Genomic DNA, 24,955 nt, shown 5'->3' on the forward strand with positions numbered 1-24,955 from the left:
AACTGGCACACCGGCCAACCGGTCATGCGATCCCTGACCGCCTACGACCACTGACCCCTTGGAATCGATCATCTAGGACTCAACAAGATCCAGGGGATGGGAGTGCTCACCCGCCTGCGGCTAGCAAGTACCGAGTTTGCCAACGGCTGACCCGGCAGCTCCCATTAGGGGCGTAGGTCGGACAGGAGGTTCTCCACCTCCTTGTATGCCTCTGGGGGGAGGGGGCCCAGCTTCAGGGTTTCCAGGTTCTCGTCGGCTTGGGTTACGGTGCGGAGGCCGGGGATCGGCACGGTCCGTGGGCTGCGGGCCAGCAGCCAGCCGAGCGCGCCCTGGGCGAGGGTCCGTCCGTCGGCGGTGAGCGCCGCACGGACCTGCTCGACCCGGGCCGCCCACTCCGGCGTCGGACGGCCGTCGGTGTACCACCGCAACCACTCGGGCGCGCGACCGCGTACGTCGTCCGCGCCGGGCGCCCGGGTCGAGCCGGTGAGCAGCCCCATCGCCAGTGGCCCCCGGTTGAGGCTCGCCAGGTCGTGGCGGTCGCAGACGGCGAGGACCGCCGCGTTGTCGTTCAGCACCGATTCGTCGTGCTGGATGGCGGCGCAGTGCGGTCCGCCGGCCGCGAACGCCTCCGCGGAGGCCGCGTTGTCGGTGCTCCAGCCGTACGCCCGGATCTCGCCCTGGTCGACGAGCCCTTCGAGGGTGTCGACCAGGTCGAGCGCGGCGGACGTCGGCAGTTCGTTGATGTGCAGTTGGTAGAGGTCGACGTGGTCGGTGCCGAGGCGGCGCAGCGACTCTTCCAGGCTGCGGACGGCGAACGTCGGACTGGCGTCGGTGCCGCGCCACCGTCGGGTGTCCTCGTCGCTGACGTTGCCGAACTTGGTGGCGATCACCGCCTCGGACCGGCGGCCCGCGAGGGCCCGGCCGAGGACGCGCTCGCTGTGCCCGGCGCCGTAGTTGCTGGCCGTGTCGAAGAGGGTCACGCCGAGGTCGAGAGCCCGGTGAATGGTACGGATCGACTCGTCGTCGTCGACCTGGCCCCAACCGAACGGCTGCCCGCCGCCACCCCAGAGCGGACCGCCGATCGCCCAGCATCCCATCCCGATCGCGCTCACCTCGATGCCGCTGCGTCCCAGCGTGCGTGTCGTCGTCATGCGGACCAGCCTCCAATCTGGAGTGCGCTCCAGGTCAAGGGCTGGCTAGCATCCGGGGCATGACCGGTTACGCCCCCGCCGAGGCCGCCCGGCGCAGCGGCTTCAGCCTGGACACACTGCGGTACTACGAGAAGATCGGCCTGCTGGCCGACGTGGGTCGTACGCCGGGTGGCCAGCGCGTCTTCACCGACGACGACCTGAGCTGGCTGCTGCTGTTCCGCTGCCTGCGGGACACCGGGATGCCGATCGCCCAGATGTGCCGGTACGCGTCGCTGGCCCGCGCCGGCGAGCACACCGTCGACGAGCGGCGTGAGCTGCTGCAACAGCACGCGGCGCAGGTGGAGGAGCAGATGCGCCTGCTGCGGCGTCAGTACGACCATCTGCGGGAGAAGATCCGCTTCTACGAGCGGCTGCCCGGCGCGCCCGCCCCCGACGGAGGCCGGTGATCGCGGGGGACCAGGTCGGCGCGTTCCGCCGACGTGCGGCTCAGCTCGGCGCGGTCAGGCCGAGCAACTGCTCGGCTGTCCCGGGCCGGCCGGCGAGCGCGTTCAACGCGCTGACCAGCCGCTTCTCCTCGTAGCGGAAGTGTGTCTCCAGTAGGGCGGCCAACCCGTCCAGCTCGGCGCGTACCTGAGCGGTCGGCAGCGGCCGGTCGTCGCCCAGCAGCTCCTCGACCCGGGCGAGGATCCCCGCCACCACCTCGTGGTCGACGATCAGGTTGGCCAGGACCGGGCGTAGCTCGGGCACCTCGTCGGCCAGGACCCGGAACGCGCCCGCGTCCTCGCGGGTGTGGTGGCGGCCGAGCGCGGCGCAGAAGCTCAGGCAGTGGGCCCGTAGGTCCCGCGAGGGGGTGTCGAGGTCGGTCCGGAGGCGGGCCAGTTCCGCGCGGAGCCAGAGGTGGATCTCGATCATCTGATTGCCGACGGCGGCGAGCCGGTCGGCCGGTGAACCGGTTGGGTGCACGTACATCCCATGCTGTCCCGCGCCTCCATGCCCTCGGCGGCCATCGTGCCGGGTACACCGCGACGCTGTGCGCAGTCTAGACGAGCGTCGTCAGGGCGTGGTCGGCTCGTCGGGCTCCCGGACGTCGTGCCAGCGCGCACGCCAGGCCGCCTCGTGCGCCTCGTGCGTCGTCCGTTCCTGAAAGACGGCGGCCCGCAACGCGTGCCGGGAGCCCGACATCGTCAGCACCTCGACGGCCACCAGCCCGACGCAGATCACGGTGGCCAGGGTGAGAACTCCCAGCGCCGGCAGGTGCAGGCCGATCGGCAGGGCCGCCGTGAGCGTCAGGATGACTCCCACGCGGGTCCAGGTGACGGTGTGCAGGGTCCGCATCTGGAACAGCATGTTGACGGCGAAGTAGGTGATCAGACCGCCGAAGAGCATCGGCACGGCCGGTCCCTCGATCTTCTCCGCGATACCGCCGGCCGGGTCGGTGATCTTGTGCAGGACCTCCTCGTTGCCGATCGAGAAGAGGATCACCCCGGCGATCATCGGCAGGTAGAGGTACGCGTACGCGTCGCGGGCCATCGCCACCCGGGGAGCGCCCTCCGCCGCGTGCAGGGCGATCCGGGCGGCGGGGCCGACGAAGTCGAAGTGTGCCCACCAGAGCGCGGCGGTGATGACGATGCCGAGCGCGGCGGCGGCCACCGCCGGCCAGGTGACCGGCTTGCCGAGCAGGTTGCCGCCCACTCCGGTGGAAATGATCGACTCGCCGAGCGCGATGATCAGAATGAGGTCGTAGCGCTCGGTCCAGTGCTCCGCGCTGGTCACCCCCCAACCCCAGGTGCCGACGATGAAGCCGGTGGCGTACTGCACCACCACCACGGTGATCCACAGCCCGTCGCGGACCAGGGCGGCCCGGTCGGGGTCGGTGATCTGCGGCGGGATCAACGCGGCGGCGAGCAGCAGCAGGATGCTCACCGCCAGCTCCGGGGCAAAGCGTCGGAGCTGGCGTCGCTCCTGCGGGCTGTCCCGCACCACGTGCTGGTACAGGATCCAGTGGATGCCTCGCACCACGACGTAACTGATGGCCACCAGCATCGGCCCGGCGGCGCTGCCCTTCGGGTCGCTGAACGCCTGCGGCAGCCCCAGCGCGAACGCGAACAGCGCGACCATCGAGATCACCATGAGCGCCGGCACGTAGCCCTCGCCGAGCCGGACCCGGGTGGCGACCAGGCTGTGCACCACCCAGATCCACCAGAGCACGGCGAGCACCAGGGCGGCGTGCAGCAGCTGGCGGCCGGAGATGTTCGCGGCCGTCGCGCGGGTGATGATGAAGAACGAGAAGACGAAGACCAGGTCGAAGAAGACCTCGAACTTGTCCACCCGGGCGCCGGGCGCGATGGGGACGGCGGGTCCCAGTTGTCCGCGCCCCCGGTTACCGCCCACGGTCCCACTCTGGCAGCGTCCGGCCTGGTCGGAGGACGGAACGGGTCAGCCCGCGTCGCGGGAGCGCAGCCCGTCCATCAGCAGGTCCAGCAGCCGGTCGGCCTGGGTGCGCTCGCCGGCGGCCAGGGAGATGCCACTGAGGCCCGCCAGCACGTCACCGGCGGCGACGTCGGCTCGGACGGTGCCCGCCGTGACCCCTGCGCCGAGCAACTGGCCGAGCGCCGCCAGCAGCAGGTCGCGGCTCTGCGCGTACGGGTTGGCGCCGGACGCGATGACGAGGCGCAGCGCGTCGGCCATGCCCCGCTTGGTGGTGAGGTAGTCGGTGAAACGGGACATCCACTCCCGCAGTGCCCGGTCGGGCGGCAACTGGTCGAGTAGCTGCGGCGCGGCGTCGCAGAGCCGGGCCAGCTCGTTGCGGTACGCCGCCTCGACCAGCGCCTCGCGGGTGGGGAAGTGGCGGTACAGGGTGCCGATGCCCACCCCTGCCTCGCGGGCGATGGCGTCGAGCGTTACCTCCGGCCCGGGGCGGGAAAAAGCCTGGACCGCGACCCGAAGCAGGCGTTCGCGGTTGCGCAGCGCGTCCGCCCGCAGTGGGCGGGGGCTGGACTCTGACACCCTCTCCTCCTCGCTGAGCGGGTGTAACGCACAGGACATGGCAAGCGGAGGGAACTCCGGTTAGTCTCGACCGCAGCGGAGGATCCTCCGCTTCCATCGTACCGGCGGGCCGACCGGCCCGCCCCAGCCTGGACAAGGATGGATCATGACGACGAGCAACCCGATAACCACGTCGTTCGCTCACGACTCCACCGCGATGGACGTGATCCGGGGCGTGGACCTGGTCGGCCGACGGGCCATCGTCACCGGCGGGTCGTCCGGCATCGGCGTGGAGACCGCCCGTGCCCTGGCCAGCGCCGGCGCAGAGGTCACCCTGGCCGTCCGGAACCCCGACGCCGGCCAGAAGGCCGCCGACGACATCACCGGCACCACCGGCAACGACCGCGTCCTGGTCGCCCCGCTCGACCTCGCCGACCAGAATTCGGTCGCCGACTTCGTCGCCAACTGGGACGGCCCGCTGCACATCCTGGTCAACAACGCCGGCATCATGGCCGCGCCCCTGAGCCGCACCCCGCAGGGCTGGGAGATGCAGTTCGCCACCAACCACCTCGGGCACTTCGCGCTCGCCACCGGGCTGCGCCCGGCGCTCGCCGCCGCCGACGGGGCCCGCATCGTCTCGGTCAGCTCCGCCGCCCACCTGCGCTCACCCGTCGTCTTCGAGGACATCCAGTACGACCGCCGCGAGTACGAGCCCTGGCAGGCGTACGGGCAGTCGAAGACGGCCAACGTGCTCTTCGCCGTGGAGGCGACCCGCCGCTGGGCCGACGACGGCATCTACACCAACTCGCTGATGCCCGGCGCGATCCGCACCAACCTTCAGCGCTACGTCAGCGAGGAGGGGCTGAACCGCCTGCGCGCCGGCAACGCGGCGGCGTGGAAGACCGTCGAGCAGGGCGCCGCCACGTCGGTGCTGGTGGCCGCGTCCCCGTTGCTCGACGAGGTCGGCGGACGCTACTTCGAGGACTGCCAGCAGGCCGCGCCCGCCCGACCCGACACGCGCACGGGCGTCGCGGACTACGCGCTGGACCCGGAGGCGGCCGAGCGGCTCTGGAAGGTCTCGACCGACCTGCTCAAGGGCTGACCCGTCAATACGGAAAGGGCGCCCCGGTCGACGACCGGGGCGCCCTTTCGGCGTTACGGAGGATCAGGCCAGGCCCAGCTCCGACTCGAAGTTGCCGGCCTCCAGCCGCTCCTTGACCGCGCTCAGGAAGCGGGCCGCGTCGGCGCCATCGATCAGTCGGTGGTCGTACGACATGGCCAGGTAGACCATCGACCGGACCGCGACGACCTCGCCCAGGTCCGGGTCGTTGACCACGACCGGCCGCTTGACCACGGCACCCGTGCCGAGCATCGCCGACTGCGGCTTCGGCACGATGGGGGTGTCGAAGAGCGCGCCCCGGCTGCCCGTGTTGGTGAGCGTGAAGGTCGCCCCGGCGATCTCGTCCGGGCTGATCTTGTTGGTCCGGGTCCGCTCGGCCAGGTCGGCGACCCGCTTCGCGATGCCACCGAGGTTGAGGTCACCGGCATTGTGGATGACCGGCACCACGAGGCCCCGCTCGGTGTCCACGGCGATGCCGAGGTGCTCGGCGGCCGGGTAGGTGATCGTGCCGCCGTCTAGGTCCAACTGGGCGTTGACGATCGGGTAGGTCTGCAGCGCCTCGACGGCGGCGAGAGCGAAGAACGGCAGGAAGGACAGCTTGACGCCGTGCCGCTGCACGAACGAGTCCTTCGCCTGCGCCCGCAACTTCGCGACCCGGGTGACGTCCACCTCGACCACAGTGGTGAGCTGCGCCATCTCGTGCAGCGACTCCTGCATCCGGTTGGCGATCGCCTTCCGGATCCGGGGGAGCTTCTCGGTGGTGCCCCGCTTGCCGCTCGGCTGCGGCTTCGCGGCCGGCTTGGCCGGGGTCGCCGCGCTGGCGGCGGGCTGTGCCGCCGGAGCCGGCGTGGCCGCCGCCGCCTTGGCCTTCTCGGCCGCGTCGAGGACGTCCTGCTTGCGGATCCGGCCACCCACGCCGGTGCCGTTGAGCGCGGCCAGGTCCACGCCGTGCTCGTTGGCCAGCTTGCGTACCAGCGGCGTGACGTACCCGGCCGCCTCCTCGCCACCCTGGGCCGGCGCGGACGGGCGCTGCGGCGCGGCGGTCGGCGCGGACGGCTGGGCGGCCTGCTCGGCCTTCGCCGGCTGCGCCGACGTCTCCGCCTCGGCGGACGGCTCGTTGTACGACATGCCCGGGGTGGGCTCCTCGACCTTCGGCTCCGGCTCCGGCTTCGGCTCGGCCTTGGGCGCGGGCGCCGCCTCCGCCTTCGGCTCGGGCTTCGGCTCGGGCTTGGCCTGGGCACCGCCGGCCGCGCCGATGACCACGAGGTCGGCGCCGACCGCGGCGGTCTCGTCCTCGGCGACCTTGATCTCCAGTACGGTGCCGGCGACCGGCGACGGGATCTCCGTGTCGACCTTGTCGGTGGAGACCTCCAGCAGCGGCTCGTCCACCTCGACGGTGTCGCCGACCTGCTTGAGCCAGCGGGTGACCGTACCCTCGGTGACGCTCTCGCCCAGGGCCGGCATCTTGACCGCGGTGCCCTCGCCCGACGACGCGGCGGCCGGAGCCGGCGTCTCGGCCGGGGCCTCGTCCTGCGCCACCTGGTCCGCGGTGCCCTCGGCGGCGGCGGTCGGCTCGGCGGCGGGCTCGACCGACTCGGCCGGCGCCTGCTGCTGCTCCTGCGGCGCGGCCTCGCCACCGCCGGTCGACTCGCCCTCACCGGCGATGACGGCCAGCTCGCTGCCGACCTCGGCGGTCTCGTCCTCGCCGACCACGATGCGGCTCAGCACGCCGGCCGCGGGCGACGGGATCTCGGTGTCGACCTTGTCGGTCGAGACCTCGAGCAGGGGCTCGTCGACCTCGACCGTGTCGCCCTCCTGCTTGAGCCAGCGCGTGACGGTGCCCTCGGTGACGCTCTCACCGAGCCGGGGCATGGTGACCGATACCGGCATGTTCTCCAGACTCCTTCATTCCCCTGGGGGATCTTCGCCCGTCGCCGGACGCCGCGATGTGGGTGATCAGGCGTGTACGTGCAGCGGCTTACCGGCGAGGGCCAGGTGCGCCTCGCCCAATGCCTCGTTCTGGGTCGGGTGGGCGTGCACGAGCTGGGCGACCTCGGCCGGGTAGGCCTCCCAGTTGTAGATGAGCTGCGCCTCACCGATCAGCTCACCCACCCGGGCGCCGATCATGTGGACACCGACCACCGGGCCGTCCTCCACCCGGACCAGCTTCACGAAGCCGGTGGTCTTGAGGATCTGGCTCTTGCCGTTGCCGCCCAGGTTGAAGTTGAAGGTCTTGACCTTGTCGGCGCCGTACTGCTCCTTGGCCTTCGCCTCGGTCAGGCCCACCGACGCCAACTCCGGGTCGCAGTAGGTGACCCGCGGGATGCCAACCTCGTCGATCACGGCCGGGGTCTGCCCGGCGATCTCCTCGGCGACGAAGATGCCCTGCTGGAAGCCCCGGTGCGCGAGCTGGAGGCCGGGCACGATGTCGCCGACCGCGTAGACGTTCGGCACGCTGGTGCGCAGCCGCTCATCGGTCAGCACGTAGCCGCGGTCCATCTTCACGCCCTGCTCCTCGTACCCGAGGTTGGCGGTGTTCGGGCCGCGACCGACGGCGACCAGCAGCAGCTCGGCCTCGACGGTCTCGCCACCGGAAATGGTCAGCTTGACGCCGTTCTCGGTCTTCTCGACCTTCTCGAACGGCTTGCCGACCTTGAAGTTGATCTTCCGCTTGCGGAACGCCCGCTCCAGCGCCTTCGACGACTCCTCGTCCTCGGCGGCGACCAGCCGGGGCAGCGCCTCGACGATCGTCACGTCCGCACCGAAGGACTTCCACACGCTGGCGAACTCGACGCCGATCACGCCGCCACCGAGCACGATCACCGACGACGGGACCCGGTCCAGGGTCAGCGCGTGGTCACTCGTGATGATCCGCTCACCGTCGACCTCCAGGCCGGGCAGGCTCTTGGCGTACGAGCCGGAGGCCAGGACGATGTTGCGGCCGGTGTAGCGCTTGCCGTCCACCTCGACGACGTTCTTGTCGATTAGCTTGCCGGCGCCCGCAACGAAGGTGATGTTCTTCGAGCCACCCACCAGGCCCTGCAGACCCTTGTACAGGCGGGAGATGACCCCGTCCTTGTACGAGTTGACCCCGGCCATGTCGACGCCGACCAGCTCGGCCTTCACGCCGAACTGCTCCGATTCGCGGGTCTGGTCGGCGATCTCGGCCGCGTGCAGCAGCGCCTTCGTCGGGATGCAGCCGTTGTGCAGGCAGGTGCCGCCGAGCTTGCCCTTTTCGATCAGCGCGACGGAGAGGTCGAGCTGGGCGGCGCGCAGCGCCGCCGCGTAGCCGCCGCTGCCACCTCCGAGGATGACAATGTCGAAGGTTGCGTCGTTCGGCTCGCTCACGCTCAACTCCCAGGTCGCGTCACTGCATCGGGGGTCACGGAGGGGTCAGACGGGCACACCCCACCTCGGTCATCTTGTCACCACCTGGCACAGGGTGCGTAGTGAGGTGCCCAACGACACGTCATCGACACGTACCCTTGGCACCGTTGTCGATGACGTCACGTGGGGGAGAAGTCCGGTGGGGTTGTTCCGGCGCCGCAAACAGGCGCGTGTGGCGAGCCACGACCGTGCGGCCGATCGTGGCGATCTGGCCCATCTGGAGAACTTTATCCGGAGCCGGCGAGGTGTCGAAGCGTTCATCGAGCCCCGGACGACGGTCACCGAGACCACCGTCATCCTGATCGCCGACGACGGGGAGTGGACCCGCCGGCGCATCGACGGTCCGGACGGCGCGCGTCGCTTCGCGTACCGGATGGGCATCCCGGTGTACGACGTCCGGCTGATGGGCTACCCGCAGCGGATGCGCGACTTCAACGAGCGCCGCAAACGCCGTCCCGAGCTCTACTGACGTGAAGAGAGGCTCCCGGCAGCCGGGAGCCCCTCTTTCAGCGTGTGCGGTCAGCCGTTGGCGGCGACGTCCTCGACGAGCTGCACCAGGGTACGGACCGGCACGCCGGTGCCGCCCTTGGTCCAGTAGCCGGTCGGCTCGCCCGAGTGGTAGCCCGGGCCGGCGATGTCGATGTGCGCCCACGCCACGTCGTCGGTCACGAACTCGCGCAGGAACACGCCGCCCTGCAGCATGTGCCCGGCCCGGTCCATCCCGGCGTTGACCTGCGAGATGTCCGCCACGTCGGAGTCCATGCCCTTGCGTACGTCGTCCGGCAGCGGCATCGGCCAGGCCGGCTCGCCGACCGAGTCGCCGACCGTGCGGACCCGCTCGCACAGCTCGGGGGTACCCATGACGCCGGCGACCCGCTTGCCCAACGCGATCACCTGACCGCCGGTCAGGGTGGACGTCTCGAACAGGTAGTCCGTGCCGTCGGCGCAGGCGCGGGCGATGGCGTCGGCCAGCACCATCCGGCCCTCGGCGTCGGTGTTGAGCACCTCCACCTTCTTGCCGCTGAACATGCTGATCACGTCGCCCGGCCGGTAGCTGGTGCCCGACGGCATGTTCTCGGCCATCGGCAGGTACGCGCTGACCGCCACGTTCGGCTTCAACGCGGCGATCGCCAGCATCGCCGCACCCACCGCGGCGGCGCCCGCCATGTCGGACTTCATCTCCCACATGCCCTGCGCCGGCTTGATCGAGATGCCGCCGGTGTCGAAGGTGATGCCCTTGCCGACCAGCGCGACCCGCTTGCCGTTGCCGGCGTCCTGCGGCGTGTAGGTGAGCTTCACCAGGCGCGGCGGGGCCTCGGAACCCTGCCCGACCGCGATGATGCCGCCGTACCCGCCGGCGGCCAGCGCCGCCTCGTCCAGCACCTCGACGCCGAGACCGGCGTCACGGGCGGCGGCGGCCACGGCGTCGGCGAACGACGGGGGACGCAGCTCGTTCGGGGCGGTGTTCACCCAGTCCCGGCTGGTCCGGACCGCGCCGGCGACCGCCTGCGCGCGGGTGATCTCCGCCTGGGCGCCCGTGTCGGCGGCGTCCGGAACGGCGATGAGCACCTCGGCCACCGGCTCCCGCCGGGCCGGCTGCGGCCGGGTCTTGTAACCGGCGAAGCGATAGCCGCCGAGCAGCGCGCCCTCGGCGACCGCGCGCAGCGCCGCCAGCGCGTCCGCGTCGTCGGGCAACGGCAGGCTGAGCGCCACCTTCGGCGCGCCCGCCAGGGCCCGCACCGCGGCGCCAGCCGCGCGACGCAGCGTCTCCGGCGCCGGGGCGGCGCCCGTCGGCTCCGGGCCGAGCCCGACCGCGACGACCAGTGGAGCCGTGACGGTACCCAGCGTGGCCAGCTTGATCACCTCGCCCGGGCCACCGGTCGCGCCGAGCAGCGCCAGCGTCTCGGTCAGCTTGCCGTCGAACGCGACGGCGATGCTCTCCGCGCCGCTGCCGAGCAGCAGGGTGCCGGCGAGGCCGCTGGTGGCGTCCCGCTCTCCGGTCTGGCTGTGCACGCCGATCACGATCGCGTCGACGGCGAGCTCCGCCGGGTCGGTGTCGACCAGGCTCAGGGTGGTCGTGCGGGGGGTTGTCACTGAAGCTACTCCGGGCGGGCCGGGCCGGTCGCGTCGTCGCGTACCAGCGGTGAAGGTCTCCGGCGGAACCTACCCGCCGGACATCAGGGCTGTCCCGTCGATCACGCAACGGGGTCCCGCCGATGCTAACCAGCGGCGTAACCCCCGGTAAGTTGCCACCCATGACCGACGTGACCTCCGCCGCCGCCGCGACCCGGCTGCGACGTTCCCCGCTGCACGAGCGGCACACCGCCGCCGGCGCCAAGTTCGCCCCCTTCGGGGGCTGGGAGATGCCGCTGGAGTACGCCGGCGGCGGGGTGCTCAAGGAGCACACGGCGGTGCGGACGGCGGTGGGCGTCTTCGACGTGTCGCACCTGGGCAAGGTCCGGGTGACCGGTCCCGGAGCGGCCGAGTTCGTCAACTCGTGCCTCAGCAACGACCTGGGCCGCATCGGGCCGGGCCGCGCGCAGTACACGCTGTGCTGCGACGACGCCACCGCCGGTGTGGTCGACGACATCATCGCCTACCTGTACGCCGACGACCACGTCTTCCTCATCCCGAACGCGTCGAACACCGCCGAGGTGGTACGCCGGTTGCGCGCCGCCGCGCCGGAGCGGATCACCGTCACCGACGAGCACGAGGCGTACGCGGTGCTGGCCGTGCAGGGCCCCCGCTCGGGCGACCTGCTCGCGGCCCTCGACCTGCCCACCGAGCACGGGTACATGAGCTTCGACGCCGCCAGCCTCGCCGCCGTGGAGTTGACCGTCTGCCGTACCGGCTACACCGGCGAGCTGGGCTACGAGTTGGTGGTGCCGGCGGAGCAGGCGGTGACCGTGTGGGACGCGCTCTTCGCCGCCGGCGAGGCGTTCGAGCTGCGCGCCTGCGGCCTCGCCGCCCGGGACACGTTGCGCACCGAGATGGGGTACCCGCTGCACGGGCAGGACCTCTCGTTGGACATCACCCCGGTGCAGGCCCGCTCCGGTTGGGCGGTCGGCTGGGACAAGCCGGCGTTCTGGGGCCGTGACGTGCTGCGCGCCGAGAAGGCCGCCGGCCCGCGTCGTACGCTGCGTGGCCTGGTGGCCGTCGACCGGGCCATTCCGCGCCCCGGCATGACCCTGCACGTGGGCGACCAGCAGGTCGGCGTGGTGACGAGCGGCACCTTCAGCCCCACGAGGAAGCAGGGCATCGCCCTGGCCCTGGTCGACACGGACGCCAACCTCCCCGAAGGCGCCGAGGTCGAGATCGACATCCGCGGCCGCCGCGCCCCCCTGACCGTAACCAAGCCCCCCTTCGTAACCCCCTCAACCCACTAACCCAACCCCACCCCACCCCGGACCCACCCCACCGCGCTGCCCCCACCCCACCCGCACTCGTTGATCAAGAGGTTCGCGTCAAAATCCCGCCGGAAAATGACGCGAATCTCTTGATCAACGGGGGTCGAGCGGGGGCCGGGTGGGTGGGTGGGTGGGGCAGGGGTTAGGGGGTTGGGGTGGGGGGTTCGCCGGAGTCCAGGACTGCCTGGGTCCAGCCGCCCTCGATGACTCCCGTCGCGTCCAGGACCGCCCAGTCGACGACGTCGGCGGACTCCACGACCACCGGTGCGCCGATCCGGACGCTCTCGTCGGTGTTCGCGTCGCTGGCGCTGACGCCGACGATCCGCTCCGGGGTCTCCCACGAGGTGACGCCCGCCCAGACGTACTCCGGGCCGTCGTCGCCCGGCAGGCCGTACTTGACGACGAGCTGCGACTCGGCCGGTAGGTGGCCGGCGACGAAGCGGGCCCGCGCGTCGTCCAGCGCGGCGCGGGCGGTGGCCACCGCCCGGCTCATGGCGTCACCGGAGCGGGCGTAGCGCACGTCCGGCTGGATGCCGGAGAACAGGGTCGCGCAGGCGGCGGCGTAGTAGCGACCGTCCGGGCCGGGGTGCCCGGCCGGTGGGCGCAGGCTCAGGAACGAGTCGGCCTCCGGGTCGGTCGCCGGGTCCAGCTCGAGGCGCAGCAGCACCGGGGCGGTCGCGCCGTGCTGCTCCGGGTTGCCGTACGCGACGGCGATGTCGTGCCCGGTGACCGTGGCGAGTACCGGTAGCTGCACGAAAGCGGGCACCTCCTCGCCGTTGAGGCCGTCGGTCCAGTCCCGCAGCAGCCGACGGGCCGCCCCGGTCATGACCGCGCCCCAGGCCCGGGTGAGGTGGTCGGGCACACCCTGGGTCTGCAACTCCAGCAGCCCGAAGCGTCGCAGCCCCTTCGTGGTGAACCACAACCCTTCGGCGTCCGACGAGTACGGGACCAGCACCCAGTCGACGAGCCGGATCCGGCCCTGCTCGTCGGGGAGGGAGCGCAGCGCGGTCGCCGGGTCGAGGAACTGGAGGCCGAAGACGTCCACCACGTCGCTGTCGACGGACTCGGCGACTGCCGCCGCGACCGCCCGTGCCGCCCACTCGTGTGCCGGCGGCCAACCGGGCCGGTACTCGGCCTGCACCACCACCAGGTGCGTCGCCGCCGCCAGCCGGGCCAACTGCTCCGGCGTGGCGCCGAACGCGGTGAGCAGATCCGGCGGAAGCGCGGGGAACTCGGCGATCGGCCGGGTGTCCACGCTCATCAGCGGGCTGTCCAGCATCTGTGTGGCGAGCCCGTGCACCGGTTCGGCGAGCCGCCCGGTCAGCGACGCCACCGCCGTCTTCGCGCTGACCTTCGGCAGCCCCGCCATCGGCACCAGGTAGGTCGCGCTGAGCGACTCCGGCACCGGTACGGGCAGGAAGTCGTCCGTGATGAGCATGTTCGTTTCCCCCGGTGGCCGCGCCGGTGTTGTCGAGCCGAACGCTACCCGGCCCGGCGTGCCGGCTTCAGCCGGACAGCACCACACCCAGGTAGACCAGCGTGGTGACCACCTCGACGGTCGCGCCGAGCACGTCGCCGGTGATCCCGCCGAGCCGGCGTACCACGTGGGTCAGCAGCGCCACCGCGACGGCCAGGGCGGCGACGACGGCGAGTGGCCCCTGCCACGGGCGGTCCGGCACCGCGGGCGCCGCCAGCAGCACGACGGCGACCGCGCCCACGGTCAGGGCCGCCGGGCCGACCGTGCCGGCCACCAGCGCGCCCAGGCCGTCCGGGCGGGCGGCGGGCACGCCCCGCCGGCACGCCACCGTGACGCCCAGGCGGCCGGCCGCCGTCGCGGCGACCACCGCCGCGAGGCACGCCGGCCACGACCGCCCGGCCAGGTCGGCGAGGGCCGCGGCCTGCACCAGGAGTACGACCACCAGCGCCACGACACCGAACGGTCCGACGTCCGGCTTCTTCATGATCGCCAGCGCGGCGGCGCCCCGGCGGTACGAGCCGAGCGCGTCCACCGTGTCGGCCAGCCCGTCCAGGTGCAGCCCTCGGGTCAGCAGGGCGGCGACCCCCACCGTCACGCCCGCCGCGACCAGCGGGGGAGCGAGCAGGCCGGCCAGGAGCAGGACACCACCCAGGAGTACGCCGAGCAGCGCGCCGACGGCCGGGGCGAGCGCCATCGCCGTACCCGCCACCGGGCGGTCGATCCGTCCGGCGCGTACCGGCAGCGTGCTGAAGGTGGTGACGGCGAGCCGGACGCCCGCGACGAACCGCGACTCAGCCGGCACGCCAGCCCGACGCCGGCTGCTCGTCGGCCCCGGTGCGGGTGGGGCCCGGCCCGGCCGGCTCCGGCTCGACGAACTCCGGCTCGGTGTAGTCGGGCTCGGTGTAGGCCGGCTCGGTGTAGGCCGGCTCGTCGTCGGCGTAGTCGGGCTCCGGCTCGTCGGTGCCGTCCGGGTCGGCGTCGCCGCCGAGCGACGGATGGACCGGCAGGGCGGCGGCCAGCGCCAGCACCGAGCGCAGCATCGGGAGCGCGACCAGGGCGTTCGCGCCCTCGCCGAGGTCCAGGCGGAGGTCGAGCAGGGGGGTTAGGCCGAGCACGTCGGCCGCCAGCCGCACCGCGGGGTGCTGGCCGTGGTCGGCCAGCAGGCACCAGTGCCGGGCCTGCCCGGCCAGGTCGCGGCTGATCATCCCGGCCGCCAGGCCGACCGGCCCGTCCAGCAGCACCGGCACCCGGCGGGCGGTCGCGCCCAGCAGCACGCCGGTGGCCACCGCCACATCGCCGCCACCCAACTCGGCCAGCACGTCCTTGGCGGAGCGCGGCGAGCGGCGGGTGCGGTGCAGGGCGTCCCGCACGGCGGCGCAGCGGACCATCCAGGCCGCGTCGTCGATCTCACCGGAATCGGTGATCACCCGACCCAGCACCGACGGCGGTTCCGCGCCCGCGGTGGCCGCCAGCACGGCCGCCGCCGCAGCTTCGGTGCCCGCGCCGCAGGCGCCCAGGACCAGCAGTTGTACGCCCGCGTCGGCCGCCTGCTCGGCCAGCCGCCAGCCGTAGCGCAGCGCCGACTCGACCTGCTCGCCGGCCAGCGCCGGCTGGGTCTCCATCGGGGCGGCGGCCGGCGTGTCCACGACCTGGAGGCTCGCGCCGGCCTCGGCGGCCAGCCGGGCCAGCGCGCCCCGGCCGGCGCGGGCCTGGGCGGCGCGGCGTGCCGACTCGCCGGCGACGGTGCCGGCGGACGCGCCGCCCGCGTGGTCGCCGTTGAGCAGCAGCACCCGTACCGAACCCCAGGCGGACGGGGTCGACGTGCCCTGCGTGGCGGCCGCGAAGCCGACCACCCGGTCCAGGACGCCCAGCCCGGCGCCCGGCACGTCGAGGCTGGCCAGCCGGTCCACCGCCTGCGGGCCCGCGTACTCGTCCGGCATCGGCAGCTCCATGCCCGGCTGGATGACCAGCCCGGTGGCCACCATCGGCAGCGCCATGGTCGGCGCGGCCCAGGGGTTGCCCGGCTCCTGGTTCGGCGCGACCGGCGGGGTGTGGGTCAGGACCTCGGGGAGCTGCACCTCGGGCGTGGGCTCGGTGTCACCCAGGCTCGGGGCGGCCGGGCCCGGGGTGCCCAGCCCGGTGGCGACGGAGTGCCTGCCGGTCGCGGCAACCGGCGTGGACGCAGCCGAGGTGGCGACCGCTGCCGGCTTCAACCAGGCCGGCTGGCCGGCGACCACCAGCACCACGGCGTCGCAGGCGTCCGCGACCGCGCGGTTGGCCGCGCCGAGCGCGTCGGCGAACGCCCGCCCCAGCGGGGTCGTCGGCACCAGCGACAGTCCCACCTCGGGGCTGACCAGCACCACCCGCGCCGTGCAGGTCCGGAGCGCCTCGGCCAGCTCGGCGATCGTGGCCAGGTCGTCGGCGGGCTGGTGCTCCGGGTCGAGCAGCACGGTCACCCAGCCGCCCAGGTCGTCGACGAGGAGCGTCTCGTTCGGCTCGGCGGACGCGAGCACGTCCGCCAACCGACGCGGCTCCCCGGCGGTCTCCTCGGTGGTCCAGCTACCGGGGCGCCGGGCGCGGTGCGTCGCCAGTCGGGTGGCCCACTCGGTGTCCTCCGGGTCGCCCTCGGGCGCGGTGGCGACGTAGCGGACCACCGGCGCGTCGGCGACCAGGGACTCGGCGAACTCGGACTTGCCGGACCGGATGCCGCCGAGCACCAGGACCGTGTTCCACCCGTCAACGGACATGCCCGTACCTTAAGGCCGCCCGGGGTGGCTCTGCCTGCCGGCCCGGCGCTCGCGCGACGGGTGAGGGGCCGTCGCTCGTCGGGCCGACTACGCTGGCGGGGGTTCGTCCCACCGGGACTTCAGCGGCGAGGGGAGACGCGGCATGGCGTGGAGCTGGCGGTACGAGGGCACGGACGGCCAGACGGTCGAGGGACCGGCGGAGTCGTTCGGCAGCCAGGCCGACGCCGAATCCTGGATCGGTCAGACCTGGCGTGAACTCGCGGCGTCCGGCGTCACCTCGGTCGCGCTCGTGGAGGACGACCGGGTGGAGTACCGGATGAGCCTGCTGCCCACGGCCGAGTGATGGCGTACGACCGGCCGGGCGACAAGCTGGTGCTCGGCGTGCCCAGCGCGGCGTTCCGACCCAGCCCGGTCTTCCTCGGCCTGGTCGCGCTCTTCGCGGTCAGCGGGGTGCTGGCCTGGAACGGCTACGGCAGCGTCCGCTTCGACGTGTTCCTGTTCGTGGTCTCCGGCTGGCTGGTGTCGCTCTGCCTGCACGAGTACGCCCACGCGGTCGTCGCCTACCGCGCCGGTGACCGGGACATCGCCCACCGTGGCTACCTGACACTCAACCCGTTCAAGTACACCCACCCGCTGCTGTCGATCGTGCTGCCGGTGGTGGTGGTGCTGCTCGGCGGCATCGGCCTGCCCGGCGGCGCGGTCTGGGTGGACCGGCACGCGATCCCGGGGCGGCTGCGGCACACCCTGGTGAGCCTCGCCGGCCCGGCGACGAACGTGCTGTTCACGTTGCTGCTGGTGCTCGCGGTACGACTCGGCGCGACCTCGGGCGGCCCGGTCGAGTTCTGGGCCGGGGTGGCGCTGCTGGCGTTCCTGCAACTCACCGCGAGCGTGCTCAACCTGCTGCCGGTGCCGGGCCTGGACGGCGGCAACATGATCCAGCCGTGGCTGAATCCACAGTGGCGCAGGATGTACGACCTGTTCGCCCCGTACGGCTTCATCCTGCTCTTCGCGCTGCTGTGGAACCCGCGCATCGGCGGCTGGTTCTTCGACGCGGTCTTCACGGTCGGTGACCTGCTCGGCCTGCCGTCCTGGCTGTACGCCGCCGGGCTCGACCTGATCCGGTTCTGGCAGAGCTGAGCTGCCGGGCCGGCCTGACGGCCGGCTGAGCTGACCGGCCCGGTCGGCGCGAACCTGTCGCGCCGACCGGGCCGGACCCGCGTCAGGGCCGCTGCGCGGGAGACTCGGTCTTCGCCGGGCTCCGCTCGACGACCGGTTCGACGATGTCGTCGATGGCCTTGAGCAGCTCGGCATCGAGCGTCACCCCGGCCGCCTTCACGTTGTCGTGCACCTGCTCGGGGCGGGACGCGCCGATGATCGCCGACGAGACGTTCGGGTTCTGCAGCACCCACGCGACGGCGAGCTGGGCCATGCTCAGGCCGGCCTGCTCGGCGAGCGGCTTGAGCTGCTGCACCCGGGTGAGCACGTCGTCGTTCATGAACCGGGCGATGAAGTTCGCGCCCGACTTCTCGTCCGTGGCGCGGGAGCCGGCGGGCGGCGGCTGCCCCGGCAGGTACTTGCCGGAGAGCACACCCTGCGCCATCGGCGACCAGACGATCTGACCGATGCCCAGCTCCTCGCTGGCCGGTACGACCTCGGCCTCGATGACCCGCCACAGCATCGAGTACTGCGGCTGGTTGGAGACCAGCGGCACGTGCAGCTCGCGGGCGAGCGGGTGGGCGGCGCGCAGTTGCTCGGCGGTCCACTCGGAGACACCGATGTAGTGGGCCTTGCCCGAGTGCACGACGTCGGCGAACGCCTCCATCGTCTCCTCCAGCGGCGTGCTGTGGTCGTACCGGTGGGCCTGGTAGAGGTCCACGTAGTCGGTACGCAGCCGGCGCAGCGAGCCGTTGATCGACTCCATGATGTGCTTGCGGGACAGGCCACGGTCGTTGCGACCCGGCCCGGTCGGCCAGTAGACCTTGGTGAAGATCTCCAGGCCCTCGCGACGCTCGCTCTCCAGCGCCCGGCCGAGCACGTCCTCGGCCCGGGTGCCGGCGTACACGTCGGCGGTGTCGAAGGTGGTGATCCCCGCGTCGAGGGCGGCCCGCACACATGCGAACGCCGCGTCCTCCTCGACCTGAGAACCGTGGGTGATCCAGTTGCCGTACGAGATTTCGCTGACGAGCAGGCCGGAACGGCCCAGGTGTCGGAATTCCATGTCCCGACCCTAACTCCGGTGGATCACGATCGCCGAGTGGCGACTCAGAGCACGGGATTGGCGTCGGTCAACAGTCGGTCGATCTCCTCCAGCACCGCCCCGCGATCGGGATGCACCAGGTCGATCAGGGACGCGCCACGACGGTCCAGCGCGCCCCACCGACCGCCGCCGCTGACGAGGAACGCCACCGGGTGGATGACCACCACCGGGTACGACGGTGGCACCAGCACCGTGCCGGTGCGATCCACCACACCGCGCCGGCCAGCCACGTCGACGACCGCGAGACCCTCCTCGGTGAAGCCGTCGACCGGCCCCGCGTCGGTCAACTCGGTGACGAAGGCGTGGTAGCGGGTCGGCACCACGATCCGTCCGGTCCGGTCGACCGCCCCCCAGCCCTCGCGCTTCACCGTGGCCAGTCCGCGGCGGAACGGTCGTACGTCGGCGAAGTTCGGTGGGACCTGCACCGCGCCCGTCGGGTCGATCGCCGTCCATCCGCCGTCGGTGACCACCCAGGCCAGACCGTCGCTGAACGGGCGCACCGCCCGGTACGTCGGCGGGATCACCGTCGTACCCAGCATGTTGATCAGCGACCACCGGTCGGTGTCCGGCCGCCGCACCCAGGCCAGCCCGTCGTGGAACGGCTGCGCCTCCGCGTACCGGGCGGGAACGGCAACGTCCCCGGCCTGGTCGGTGTAACCCCACAGAGGCCCGTCGCGGTCCGGCTGCGGGGGCCGGTCGCGGTCCAGCACCTCGTCCCGACCCCGGGGGTACGGCCCGAAGCCGTCCGCCGCGCGCACGGTGACCGCGTCGAGGGCCACCCGCACCCGGTCCAGCAGTTCGGCGTCGGCCGCGCCGCGCAGATCGAGCGCCCGCTCGAAGTGCTGGCAGGCCTCCATCAGGCGGCCCTGGTCGTAACAACAGCGTCCGGCGTGCTCGTGCAGGGCGGCGCGCAACCGGTCGGGCAGCTCGACCGAGTTGGCCTCGGCGAAGAGCTGGTCGGCCTCGGCGAAGTCACCCCGCCACCGCAGCACGTGCGCCAGCCGCGCCTGCGCGAGCGCGGTCCGGCGCAGCTCACCGGTGGCCTCCGCGTACGTGAGGGCGAGTCGTCCGTCGGCCAACGCGTCGTCGAGGTCGCCGAGGATCCGCGAGGCCACCGCCCGGAGGCTGAGCAGCCGCGCGCGGGCCCGGTTGTCGATGGACGTACCCAACTTCTCGGTCAGCCGCCGCCGGATGGCCCGCATGCCGTCCGGTTCGGTCAATTCCTCGCGCAGGGTCACCGGGTCCAGCCGCCAGCGGTATGCGGCCAGGACCTGCTCCGGGTCGCCCTCGTCGGACAGCGACGGACGCACCGGCCCCGTCGCCGTGTCCGGCGGCGAGGACACGGGCGCGTCCGCCTCGGACGGGTCACGCGGCCCCGGGATGACGACGGCCGGTACGGCGGAGGCGGCTTCTGCGGTGACGGTCTCTGGGGTGACGGTCTCTGCGGAGGCGGGTGGCGCGGGCGTGGGCGGGGACGCCGCCGGCGGCCCGGAGACGGGCTCGGTGGCGGCGGGCGCGGTAACCGGTTCGGTGGCGGCGGGTGGCGCGGAGACGGGTTCGGGGGTGGCGGGCACGGGTTCCGCCGCAGCCGGTGGCGGGGAAGTGGGCTCGGGGGCGGCCTGTGCTGTGGTGGGTTCGGGGGCGGCGGGTGGTCCGGAGGCCGGTTCGGGCGCGGGTGACGCGTAGGTGCGTTCCGGCGGGGCATCGAACGTGGAGGGTGCCGTGGTGGTGCCCGCCGCCGTGCCGTCCGGTGCGGGAACGGGTTCAGGCGCGGCGGCGGGTGGTGCGGAGGTGGGCGCCGCGAAGGCGGTCGTGGGCGCGGCCGGCGGTGCCGAAACGGACGCGGCCGGCGGTGCCGACACGGGCGCGGTCGGTGGTGCCGACGCAGGCGCGGTCGGTGTGCTTGCCGCGACGGAGTCCGCGTCGGCGGACCACGCCGTTGCGGGCTCGGGTGTCGTGCGATCCGCCTCGGTCGACGGCGCGGGCCCCGCGTCGGTGCCCCGCGTGGTGGTCGACGGGGCCGCGGCGTTCGGCCCCGGCGACGACGACGGCCGGTCCGACGATTGCGGGCCGGCGGCACCGTCGACGGACGGCGTGCTTCTCCGGACGGCCACCTCGTCAAAGTCGTCCGCAGTGGACTCGCTCTGCCACTCCGACGGCTCGCCGGAGACCGGTGGCGCGGAGACCGGGGGCGCGGAGACCGGTGCCGCGACGGCCTCGCCAGCGTCGGGTCGCTGGTCGGTGGCCGGGCGGTCGAGCAGCGGTTCGGTCGACGCGATCGTGTCGTGCGTGTCCCCGGTCCCGGGCGGTGACCCTGCCGGTACGTCGACGACGGCCCGGTCGTCGTCTGTGGCGGCGGCCGTCGACGCCTTGTCGGTTGCCGCCGGCGCGTCCTGATCCGGCTCGGTGGCGGGGCTGAACCAGGCATCGGGTCCCCGCACCGGTGTCGCCGCCGGCTCCGGGGTGGTTGGCGCGGACGTCTCGGTGGGCGTCGGAGGCACGTAGCGACGCGGCACCCCCGGGGCGACCGGAAGCGACGGCTCGGCGTCGGGTGTGGAGGACCTCGGCGTCGCCGGTGTGGCGGGCGGCTCCGGTCGCTGCCAGGTCGGTGGCGGCGCGACGGGCGGGCGGCTGTCCTGGCCGGGGTAACGCGGCGCAGTGGTGTGCCGGGCCTCAGCGGTCGGCGCGGCTTCGGTAGGCCGGTGCTCGGGCCGGGGCGGCGACCCCGACTGTTCGTCCGACGACGGGGGATCCACCGGGGCGGGCAGGAACTCCACCCGGAGCCGCGCGGCCGGCGGACCGGAGATCGGAGCGTCCACAGCCGGCGAGACCGGCAGGCCCGACACCGGCCGGTCGTACTCCGGCCGGCCGGACGAGGTGGGCGGTCGCCGCTCGTGGTCGGCGGGCGCGGGGGAGACGGGCGTCGCCGACAGCGGTTCCTCCCACCCGGCGGCGGGCGAGACAGGCCGGTCCCGCCCGCGAGCGGCGGGGGAGACGGGTGCGTCCCGCCCGGGGGCGGCGGGGGAGATGGGCGCGTCCCGTCCGGGGGCGGCGGGGGAGACGGGTGCGTCCCGTCCGGGAGCGGCGGGGGAGACGGGCCGGTCCGGAGGCACCCGGTCGGTGCCCGGCGCGGCCGGGGAGACGGGTGTGGGCGGGACCGGGGTGGCCCGACTGTAGGTGGGTGACGCGCTCGCGGCGGGGCGAACCGGCCGCTCGTCGTACCGGCCCGGCTCTGCCGGTGGCCGTGTGGGGGCGGTCGGCGGCCGTGTGGGGGCGGTCGGCGGCCGCGACAACACGCGCGGCTCGGTGTCGCGGTACGGCTCGGGCCGGTAGCCCGGCTCCCGGGTGCGGTCCGGATGCACCGGGCCGGGCGCCGGCCAGGGCAGGCCGCCACCCGAGCGGGGCTCGCGGTAGGCCTCGTCGCGGCGGCTCTCTTCGCGGTACGGCTCCGGTCGGGCCGTCTCGCGCGGACGACGGTCCGGGTACGCCTCGGCGCGCGCTGCCGCCTCGCGGGGTTGCTGGCGGTGCGGTTCGACGTCGGGACGGCGGCGGTCGTCGTCGCGGCGGGGCTGCTGCTGCGGCGCGTCCGTTTCGGGGCGGCGTCGCCGTCCGCCCTCGGATGTCTGGGGCGGCCCGTACATCTCGTCCGGGCGGCGCTGCCACTCGCTGGACCCGCCGGGGCCAGCCTCCACCCGGGACCGCTCGTCGGCAACGCCGCGCTCCGGCCGGCGGGCGTCGTCGGGCCGGCGCTCCGCACGGCGGGCGTCGTCGGTAAGGCCGCGCTCCGTACGGCGGGCGTCGTCGTCCGGCCAGCGATCCGACCGGCGGGCTTCGTCGGGGCGACGGTCGGGCTGGCCATCGGCCCGGTAGCGGTTGCGACCGTCGATGGGCGCCCACTGGCCGGCGCCCTCGGCGGCCCAGCCGTCAGTCGGGCGGCTCTCGGGGTTCCGGGTCGGCCGGACGCCGTACCCGTCCACGGGCTGCCGGTCGTGGGCGGCGGCCGGTCGCTCCGACGTGCCGCGTCGGCGCGGTGGCTCGTCGGGCTCGGACACCCAGCCCGAGTCACCGCGGGGCGCCGGGGAGTAGGGCCCGGGGGAGACCGGCGGTGACGTCGGGTACGCCCGGTCCCGGTCGGTCGGCTCGGGTCGGCGACGGCGGCTGTCGTACCCATCGAAAACGGGCTGCTCGCGGTGCCACGCGGCCTCGCGGCCGGGCGTCCGGTCGTCGCCGGGGCGTCGGTCGGACCAGGCGGTACGGCGGTCCGACTCGGGCGAGCGGCGCTCCTCGCGCCGGGGCGGCTCGGGGAGCGGGCGGCGGTACGGCTCATGGTCGTAGTACGCGGGTTCGGAGCGGCCTTGTCGCGACGCGTCGGGCGTCCGCTCGTCGCCGCGTGGCCAGCCGTAGGACTGGTCTGGCTCGTCGTCCGCCCGCCACCGGCCCTCGGGTTCGGCCGGAGGTTCGTCGGCCCAGGAGCGGCCGAGGTAGGTGCCGTCCGGGCGGGTGGGCGCGAGCGGGGGCACCTCGGCACGACCCACCGCGCTCGCCCGTCCGCGCGGTGGCGGGGACTGGTGGGTGGCGCCGATGTCACCGGGGTAGCGCTGGCCGGGGAACTGGGGTTGCCATTCGGTGGTCGGTTCGACCACCCAGGACGGTTCGTTCGGATCCCGCCACCGGTCGGTGTAGCGGCCGTTCATCCGTCGAGCCCGTCGCCACACCCGACCGCTCGGCCGCTCCCCGTCGACGGTGAGGTGGCGCTCGTGTCCCGCTGGCCGTTGGGCGTCCGGTCGCCGCCTGCCACGCTCCGGTGGCCGGCTCGCGTCCGCTCGCTCACGGCGTTGTCACCTCGTTGCACATTGTCGCGCTGGGGCCTCGCGTGCCGGTCGGGTCGCCCGTTCCGGCAGGGCGTGGCTGCGGATGGAGGGTAACGGCGCGGGCTCGTTCACCGCCACTGTGGCAGCGCCCACGAGCGCAAACGTTATCCGATGGTTCCGGACATTTAGGTCGATAACCGAATCTGACCTTCGACGATACCCCACCCGCCGCCCGAACGGACCGGAGCACCGGGTCAGGGATGCTCCATGACGAGGACGGCGAACGTCCCCGGGACCAGCGCCTCGTACCGGTGTGGCAGGTCGCCGGGGAACGTCGCGTAGTCACCCGGGCCGAGGTCGACCACGTCGCTCTCGGGGCCCACCCGCAGCCGTCCGGCGGCCACCACCACATGCTCCACGCTGTGCGGCGTGTGTCCGTCCGCCTCCCGGACCGCGCCTGGCTCCAGCTCGATCAGGTAGATGTCCCGGCGTACCCGCGACGTTCCGGCGCTGAGCAGCGTCCCGGTGAAGTCGGCCCGCTCGGAGCGGACCCGGGGGCCCTCGCCGGCACGAATCACCCGGAGGTTGTCGGCCGCCGGCTCCACGAGCCGGCTGAACGGCACGCCCAGCGCCACGCCGATCGCCCACAGCGTCTCCACGCTCGGGTCACCGGTCCCCGACTCCAGCGCCGACAGCGTGGACTCGGGCGTCCCCGCCCGGGCGGCCAGCTCGGTCAGCGAGACTCCGGCCCGCTCGCGTTCGCGGCGCAGGGCGGCGGCGACGCTGGCCGATGGTTCTCCGGGCATGCGTGTTCGCTCCACTGGATCATCGTTCGCGGTCACGAACAACGGGGACCTGTTCACCGTGCGGGACTACGCGCACGGTACAACGAACGGCAACCGCCCGACGTCCTTTGCCACCAACGCGGCCGGAGCGGGTGTCCCGGCGACGGGTCGCCGGGATCAGACCTTGTCGCCGAGCTTCACCGCGGGCGCCGGAGTGCGCATCCGCCGGAAGGTGATCGAGCGCATCACGGCGTACAGGTAGAGCGAGCCCATCCGCTGGTCGGTCTTCGGGAAACGCTGCCGGACCAACTTGCTGATCTTGCGGCAGATCAGCACCGAGTCGACGACCACGCCGAGGGCCAGGGCGCCCCAGAGCACGTTGGAGATCAGCCGGACCACCGGCGGCATCGCGGCGTTCGAGCCGATCAGCACGATCAGCGCGCCGCCGAAGAACCAGGTGCCGACGGTACGACGGGAGTCGACCACGTTGCGCGCCAGCAGCCGCTCCGGGCCCCGGTCGCGCGGGCCACCCTCGCGGCGGAAGTCGGCGGCGGCCTCGGTGCGCAGTTGACGACGCCGTTCCCGCTCCTCCTCCTTGGTGAGGGGGCGGCTCGGGCCGGCCGGACGCCGGCCGACCGTCGGCCGCTTCGGCGTCTCCCGGCCCTTGGCCGGGGTGTAGCCCCGGGGACGGTCGGCGGTCTCCTCGGGGGTCACCGAGGAGACGGCCTCGTCGACGAGGTCGGTGGACTTGCGGCGAAAGAGCGACGGCACGCGGCAAGGGTAGCCAACGGTTCGCGCCCGGTGCACATCGCGGTGCAACGGGCGACG

At 73.4% G+C, this 24,955-nt stretch carries 20 protein-coding genes; 6 read left to right on the forward strand and 14 right to left on the reverse strand.

The window, feature by feature from the left end:
• Nucleotides 1-164: 164 nt before the first annotated feature.
• Nucleotides 165-1,151 carry an aldo/keto reductase gene (locus tag ACLQ25_RS17025; RefSeq protein ID WP_425731846.1) on the reverse strand — a complete coding sequence of 329 codons (987 nt, stop codon included), beginning with the start codon at nt 1,149-1,151 and terminating at the stop codon, nt 165-167.
• 59 nt (nt 1,152-1,210) lie between these two features.
• Here ACLQ25_RS17025 and ACLQ25_RS17030 point away from each other — a divergent pair, with 59 nt between their 5' ends.
• The gene (locus ACLQ25_RS17030; protein WP_425731847.1) at nt 1,211-1,597 is read left to right on the forward strand and encodes a MerR family transcriptional regulator; all 387 of its coding nucleotides are present in this window, start codon (nt 1,211-1,213) and stop codon (nt 1,595-1,597) included.
• A gap of 40 nt (nt 1,598-1,637) precedes the next feature.
• Here the strand turns inward: ACLQ25_RS17030 and ACLQ25_RS17035 are convergent, their stop codons facing one another.
• The 3 genes from ACLQ25_RS17035 to ACLQ25_RS17045 all read right to left on the reverse strand — a co-directional run bounded on the left by ACLQ25_RS17035 (nt 1,638) and on the right by ACLQ25_RS17045 (nt 4,157).
• Complete coding sequence (locus ACLQ25_RS17035) at nt 1,638-2,120, reverse strand: hemerythrin domain-containing protein (protein WP_425731848.1); 483 nt, start codon at nt 2,118-2,120, stop codon at nt 1,638-1,640.
• Between the two features lie 84 nt (nt 2,121-2,204).
• A complete protein-coding gene (locus ACLQ25_RS17040; RefSeq protein ID WP_425731849.1) occupies nt 2,205-3,542 on the reverse strand; it encodes a low temperature requirement protein A in 1,338 nt (445 codons plus the stop codon).
• 45 nt (nt 3,543-3,587) lie between these two features.
• A complete protein-coding gene (locus ACLQ25_RS17045; RefSeq protein WP_425731850.1) occupies nt 3,588-4,157 on the reverse strand; it encodes a TetR/AcrR family transcriptional regulator in 570 nt (189 codons plus the stop codon).
• Nucleotides 4,158-4,302: 145 nt separating this feature from the next.
• Between ACLQ25_RS17045 and ACLQ25_RS17050 the strand changes: the two genes are divergently transcribed.
• Nucleotides 4,303-5,238, forward strand: a complete 936-nt coding sequence (locus ACLQ25_RS17050) for an SDR family NAD(P)-dependent oxidoreductase (RefSeq protein WP_425731851.1) — start codon at nt 4,303-4,305, stop codon at nt 5,236-5,238.
• Between the two features lie 63 nt (nt 5,239-5,301).
• On the opposite strand, the gene sucB is transcribed toward ACLQ25_RS17050, so the two are convergent.
• Nucleotides 5,302-7,146, reverse strand: coding sequence for a 2-oxoglutarate dehydrogenase, E2 component, dihydrolipoamide succinyltransferase (gene sucB, locus ACLQ25_RS17055; protein ID WP_425731852.1), 1,845 nt, complete (start codon nt 7,144-7,146; stop codon nt 5,302-5,304).
• A gap of 66 nt (nt 7,147-7,212) precedes the next feature.
• Entirely contained in the window at nt 7,213-8,604 is a 1,392-nt protein-coding gene (lpdA, locus tag ACLQ25_RS17060; RefSeq protein WP_425731853.1) for a dihydrolipoyl dehydrogenase, read from the reverse strand.
• Between the two features lie 178 nt (nt 8,605-8,782).
• Here lpdA and ACLQ25_RS17065 point away from each other — a divergent pair, with 178 nt between their 5' ends.
• On the forward strand, nt 8,783-9,112 hold the full coding sequence (locus ACLQ25_RS17065) for a hypothetical protein (protein ID WP_396799101.1): 330 nt from the start codon (nt 8,783-8,785) through the stop codon (nt 9,110-9,112).
• Nucleotides 9,113-9,162: 50 nt separating this feature from the next.
• Here ACLQ25_RS17065 and ACLQ25_RS17070 read toward each other — a convergent pair whose 3' ends face one another.
• Nucleotides 9,163-10,737 (reverse strand): leucyl aminopeptidase, encoded by a 1,575-nt coding sequence (locus ACLQ25_RS17070; RefSeq protein ID WP_425731854.1) that lies wholly within the window; start codon nt 10,735-10,737, stop codon nt 9,163-9,165.
• 161 nt (nt 10,738-10,898) lie between these two features.
• Between ACLQ25_RS17070 and gcvT the strand changes: the two genes are divergently transcribed.
• On the forward strand, nt 10,899-12,029 hold the full coding sequence (gene gcvT, locus ACLQ25_RS17075) for a glycine cleavage system aminomethyltransferase GcvT (protein ID WP_425731855.1): 1,131 nt from the start codon (nt 10,899-10,901) through the stop codon (nt 12,027-12,029).
• Nucleotides 12,030-12,192: 163 nt separating this feature from the next.
• On the opposite strand, the gene ACLQ25_RS17080 is transcribed toward gcvT, so the two are convergent.
• From ACLQ25_RS17080 to ACLQ25_RS17090, 3 genes are all read right to left on the reverse strand, one after another.
• The gene (locus ACLQ25_RS17080) at nt 12,193-13,488 is read right to left on the reverse strand and encodes a DUF2314 domain-containing protein (protein WP_425731856.1); all 1,296 of its coding nucleotides are present in this window, start codon (nt 13,486-13,488) and stop codon (nt 12,193-12,195) included.
• Between the two features lie 67 nt (nt 13,489-13,555).
• Nucleotides 13,556-14,329: an adenosylcobinamide-GDP ribazoletransferase gene (locus ACLQ25_RS17085; protein ID WP_425731857.1), complete on the reverse strand. Its 774-nt coding sequence runs from the start codon at nt 14,327-14,329 to the stop codon at nt 13,556-13,558.
• Nucleotides 14,319-16,274 (reverse strand): bifunctional adenosylcobinamide kinase/adenosylcobinamide-phosphate guanylyltransferase, encoded by a 1,956-nt coding sequence (locus tag ACLQ25_RS17090; RefSeq protein WP_425731858.1) that lies wholly within the window; start codon nt 16,272-16,274, stop codon nt 14,319-14,321. The genes ACLQ25_RS17085 and ACLQ25_RS17090 overlap by 11 nt, the downstream gene beginning before the upstream one ends.
• A gap of 142 nt (nt 16,275-16,416) precedes the next feature.
• On the opposite strand from ACLQ25_RS17090, the gene ACLQ25_RS17095 reads away from it, so the two are divergent.
• Together ACLQ25_RS17095 and ACLQ25_RS17100 are read left to right on the forward strand one after the other, a co-directional pair.
• Nucleotides 16,417-16,617, forward strand: coding sequence for a hypothetical protein (locus tag ACLQ25_RS17095; RefSeq protein ID WP_030337978.1), 201 nt, complete (start codon nt 16,417-16,419; stop codon nt 16,615-16,617).
• Nucleotides 16,617-17,411 (forward strand): site-2 protease family protein, encoded by a 795-nt coding sequence (locus ACLQ25_RS17100; RefSeq protein WP_425731859.1) that lies wholly within the window; start codon nt 16,617-16,619, stop codon nt 17,409-17,411. The genes ACLQ25_RS17095 and ACLQ25_RS17100 overlap by 1 nt, the downstream gene beginning before the upstream one ends.
• An 82-nt stretch (nt 17,412-17,493) precedes the next feature.
• Here ACLQ25_RS17100 and ACLQ25_RS17105 read toward each other — a convergent pair whose 3' ends face one another.
• The 4 genes from ACLQ25_RS17105 to ACLQ25_RS17120 all read right to left on the reverse strand — a co-directional run bounded on the left by ACLQ25_RS17105 (nt 17,494) and on the right by ACLQ25_RS17120 (nt 24,898).
• Nucleotides 17,494-18,492, reverse strand: a complete 999-nt coding sequence (locus tag ACLQ25_RS17105; RefSeq protein WP_425731860.1) for an aldo/keto reductase family protein — start codon at nt 18,490-18,492, stop codon at nt 17,494-17,496.
• A gap of 44 nt (nt 18,493-18,536) precedes the next feature.
• Nucleotides 18,537-23,225 (reverse strand): WG repeat-containing protein, encoded by a 4,689-nt coding sequence (locus tag ACLQ25_RS17110; RefSeq protein WP_425731861.1) that lies wholly within the window; start codon nt 23,223-23,225, stop codon nt 18,537-18,539.
• A 371-nt stretch (nt 23,226-23,596) separates the two neighbouring features.
• Nucleotides 23,597-24,148 carry a helix-turn-helix domain-containing protein gene (locus ACLQ25_RS17115; RefSeq protein ID WP_425731862.1) on the reverse strand — a complete coding sequence of 184 codons (552 nt, stop codon included), beginning with the start codon at nt 24,146-24,148 and terminating at the stop codon, nt 23,597-23,599.
• Between the two features lie 156 nt (nt 24,149-24,304).
• Nucleotides 24,305-24,898: a DUF3043 domain-containing protein gene (locus tag ACLQ25_RS17120; RefSeq protein WP_425731863.1), complete on the reverse strand. Its 594-nt coding sequence runs from the start codon at nt 24,896-24,898 to the stop codon at nt 24,305-24,307.
• Nucleotides 24,899-24,955: the final 57 nt, after the last annotated feature.

The sequence above is a fragment of the Micromonospora sp. DT44 genome, assembly GCF_049841635.1.
Lineage (GTDB): Bacteria > Actinomycetota > Actinomycetes > Mycobacteriales > Micromonosporaceae > Micromonospora.

Coding starts and splice junctions, on each gene's coding strand:
- ACLQ25_RS17100 (WP_425731859.1), top strand. CDS start 16,617: ATGGCGTACGACCGGCCGGGCGACAAGCTGGTGCTCGGCGTGCCCAGC.
- gcvT (WP_425731855.1), top strand. CDS start 10,899: ATGACCGACGTGACCTCCGCCGCCGCCGCGACCCGGCTGCGACGTTCC.
- ACLQ25_RS17095 (WP_030337978.1), top strand. CDS start 16,417: ATGGCGTGGAGCTGGCGGTACGAGGGCACGGACGGCCAGACGGTCGAG.
- ACLQ25_RS17115 (WP_425731862.1), bottom strand. CDS start 24,148: ATGCCCGGAGAACCATCGGCCAGCGTCGCCGCCGCCCTGCGCCGCGAA.
- ACLQ25_RS17090 (WP_425731858.1), bottom strand. CDS start 16,274: ATGTCCGTTGACGGGTGGAACACGGTCCTGGTGCTCGGCGGCATCCGG.
- sucB (WP_425731852.1), bottom strand. CDS start 7,146: ATGCCGGTATCGGTCACCATGCCCCGGCTCGGTGAGAGCGTCACCGAG.
- ACLQ25_RS17035 (WP_425731848.1), bottom strand. CDS start 2,120: ATGTACGTGCACCCAACCGGTTCACCGGCCGACCGGCTCGCCGCCGTC.
- ACLQ25_RS17105 (WP_425731860.1), bottom strand. CDS start 18,492: ATGGAATTCCGACACCTGGGCCGTTCCGGCCTGCTCGTCAGCGAAATC.
- ACLQ25_RS17050 (WP_425731851.1), top strand. CDS start 4,303: ATGACGACGAGCAACCCGATAACCACGTCGTTCGCTCACGACTCCACC.
- ACLQ25_RS17030 (WP_425731847.1), top strand. CDS start 1,211: ATGACCGGTTACGCCCCCGCCGAGGCCGCCCGGCGCAGCGGCTTCAGC.
- ACLQ25_RS17080 (WP_425731856.1), bottom strand. CDS start 13,488: ATGCTCATCACGGACGACTTCCTGCCCGTACCGGTGCCGGAGTCGCTC.
- ACLQ25_RS17110 (WP_425731861.1), bottom strand. CDS start 23,225: ATGAACGGCCGCTACACCGACCGGTGGCGGGATCCGAACGAACCGTCC.
- ACLQ25_RS17025 (WP_425731846.1), bottom strand. CDS start 1,151: ATGACGACGACACGCACGCTGGGACGCAGCGGCATCGAGGTGAGCGCG.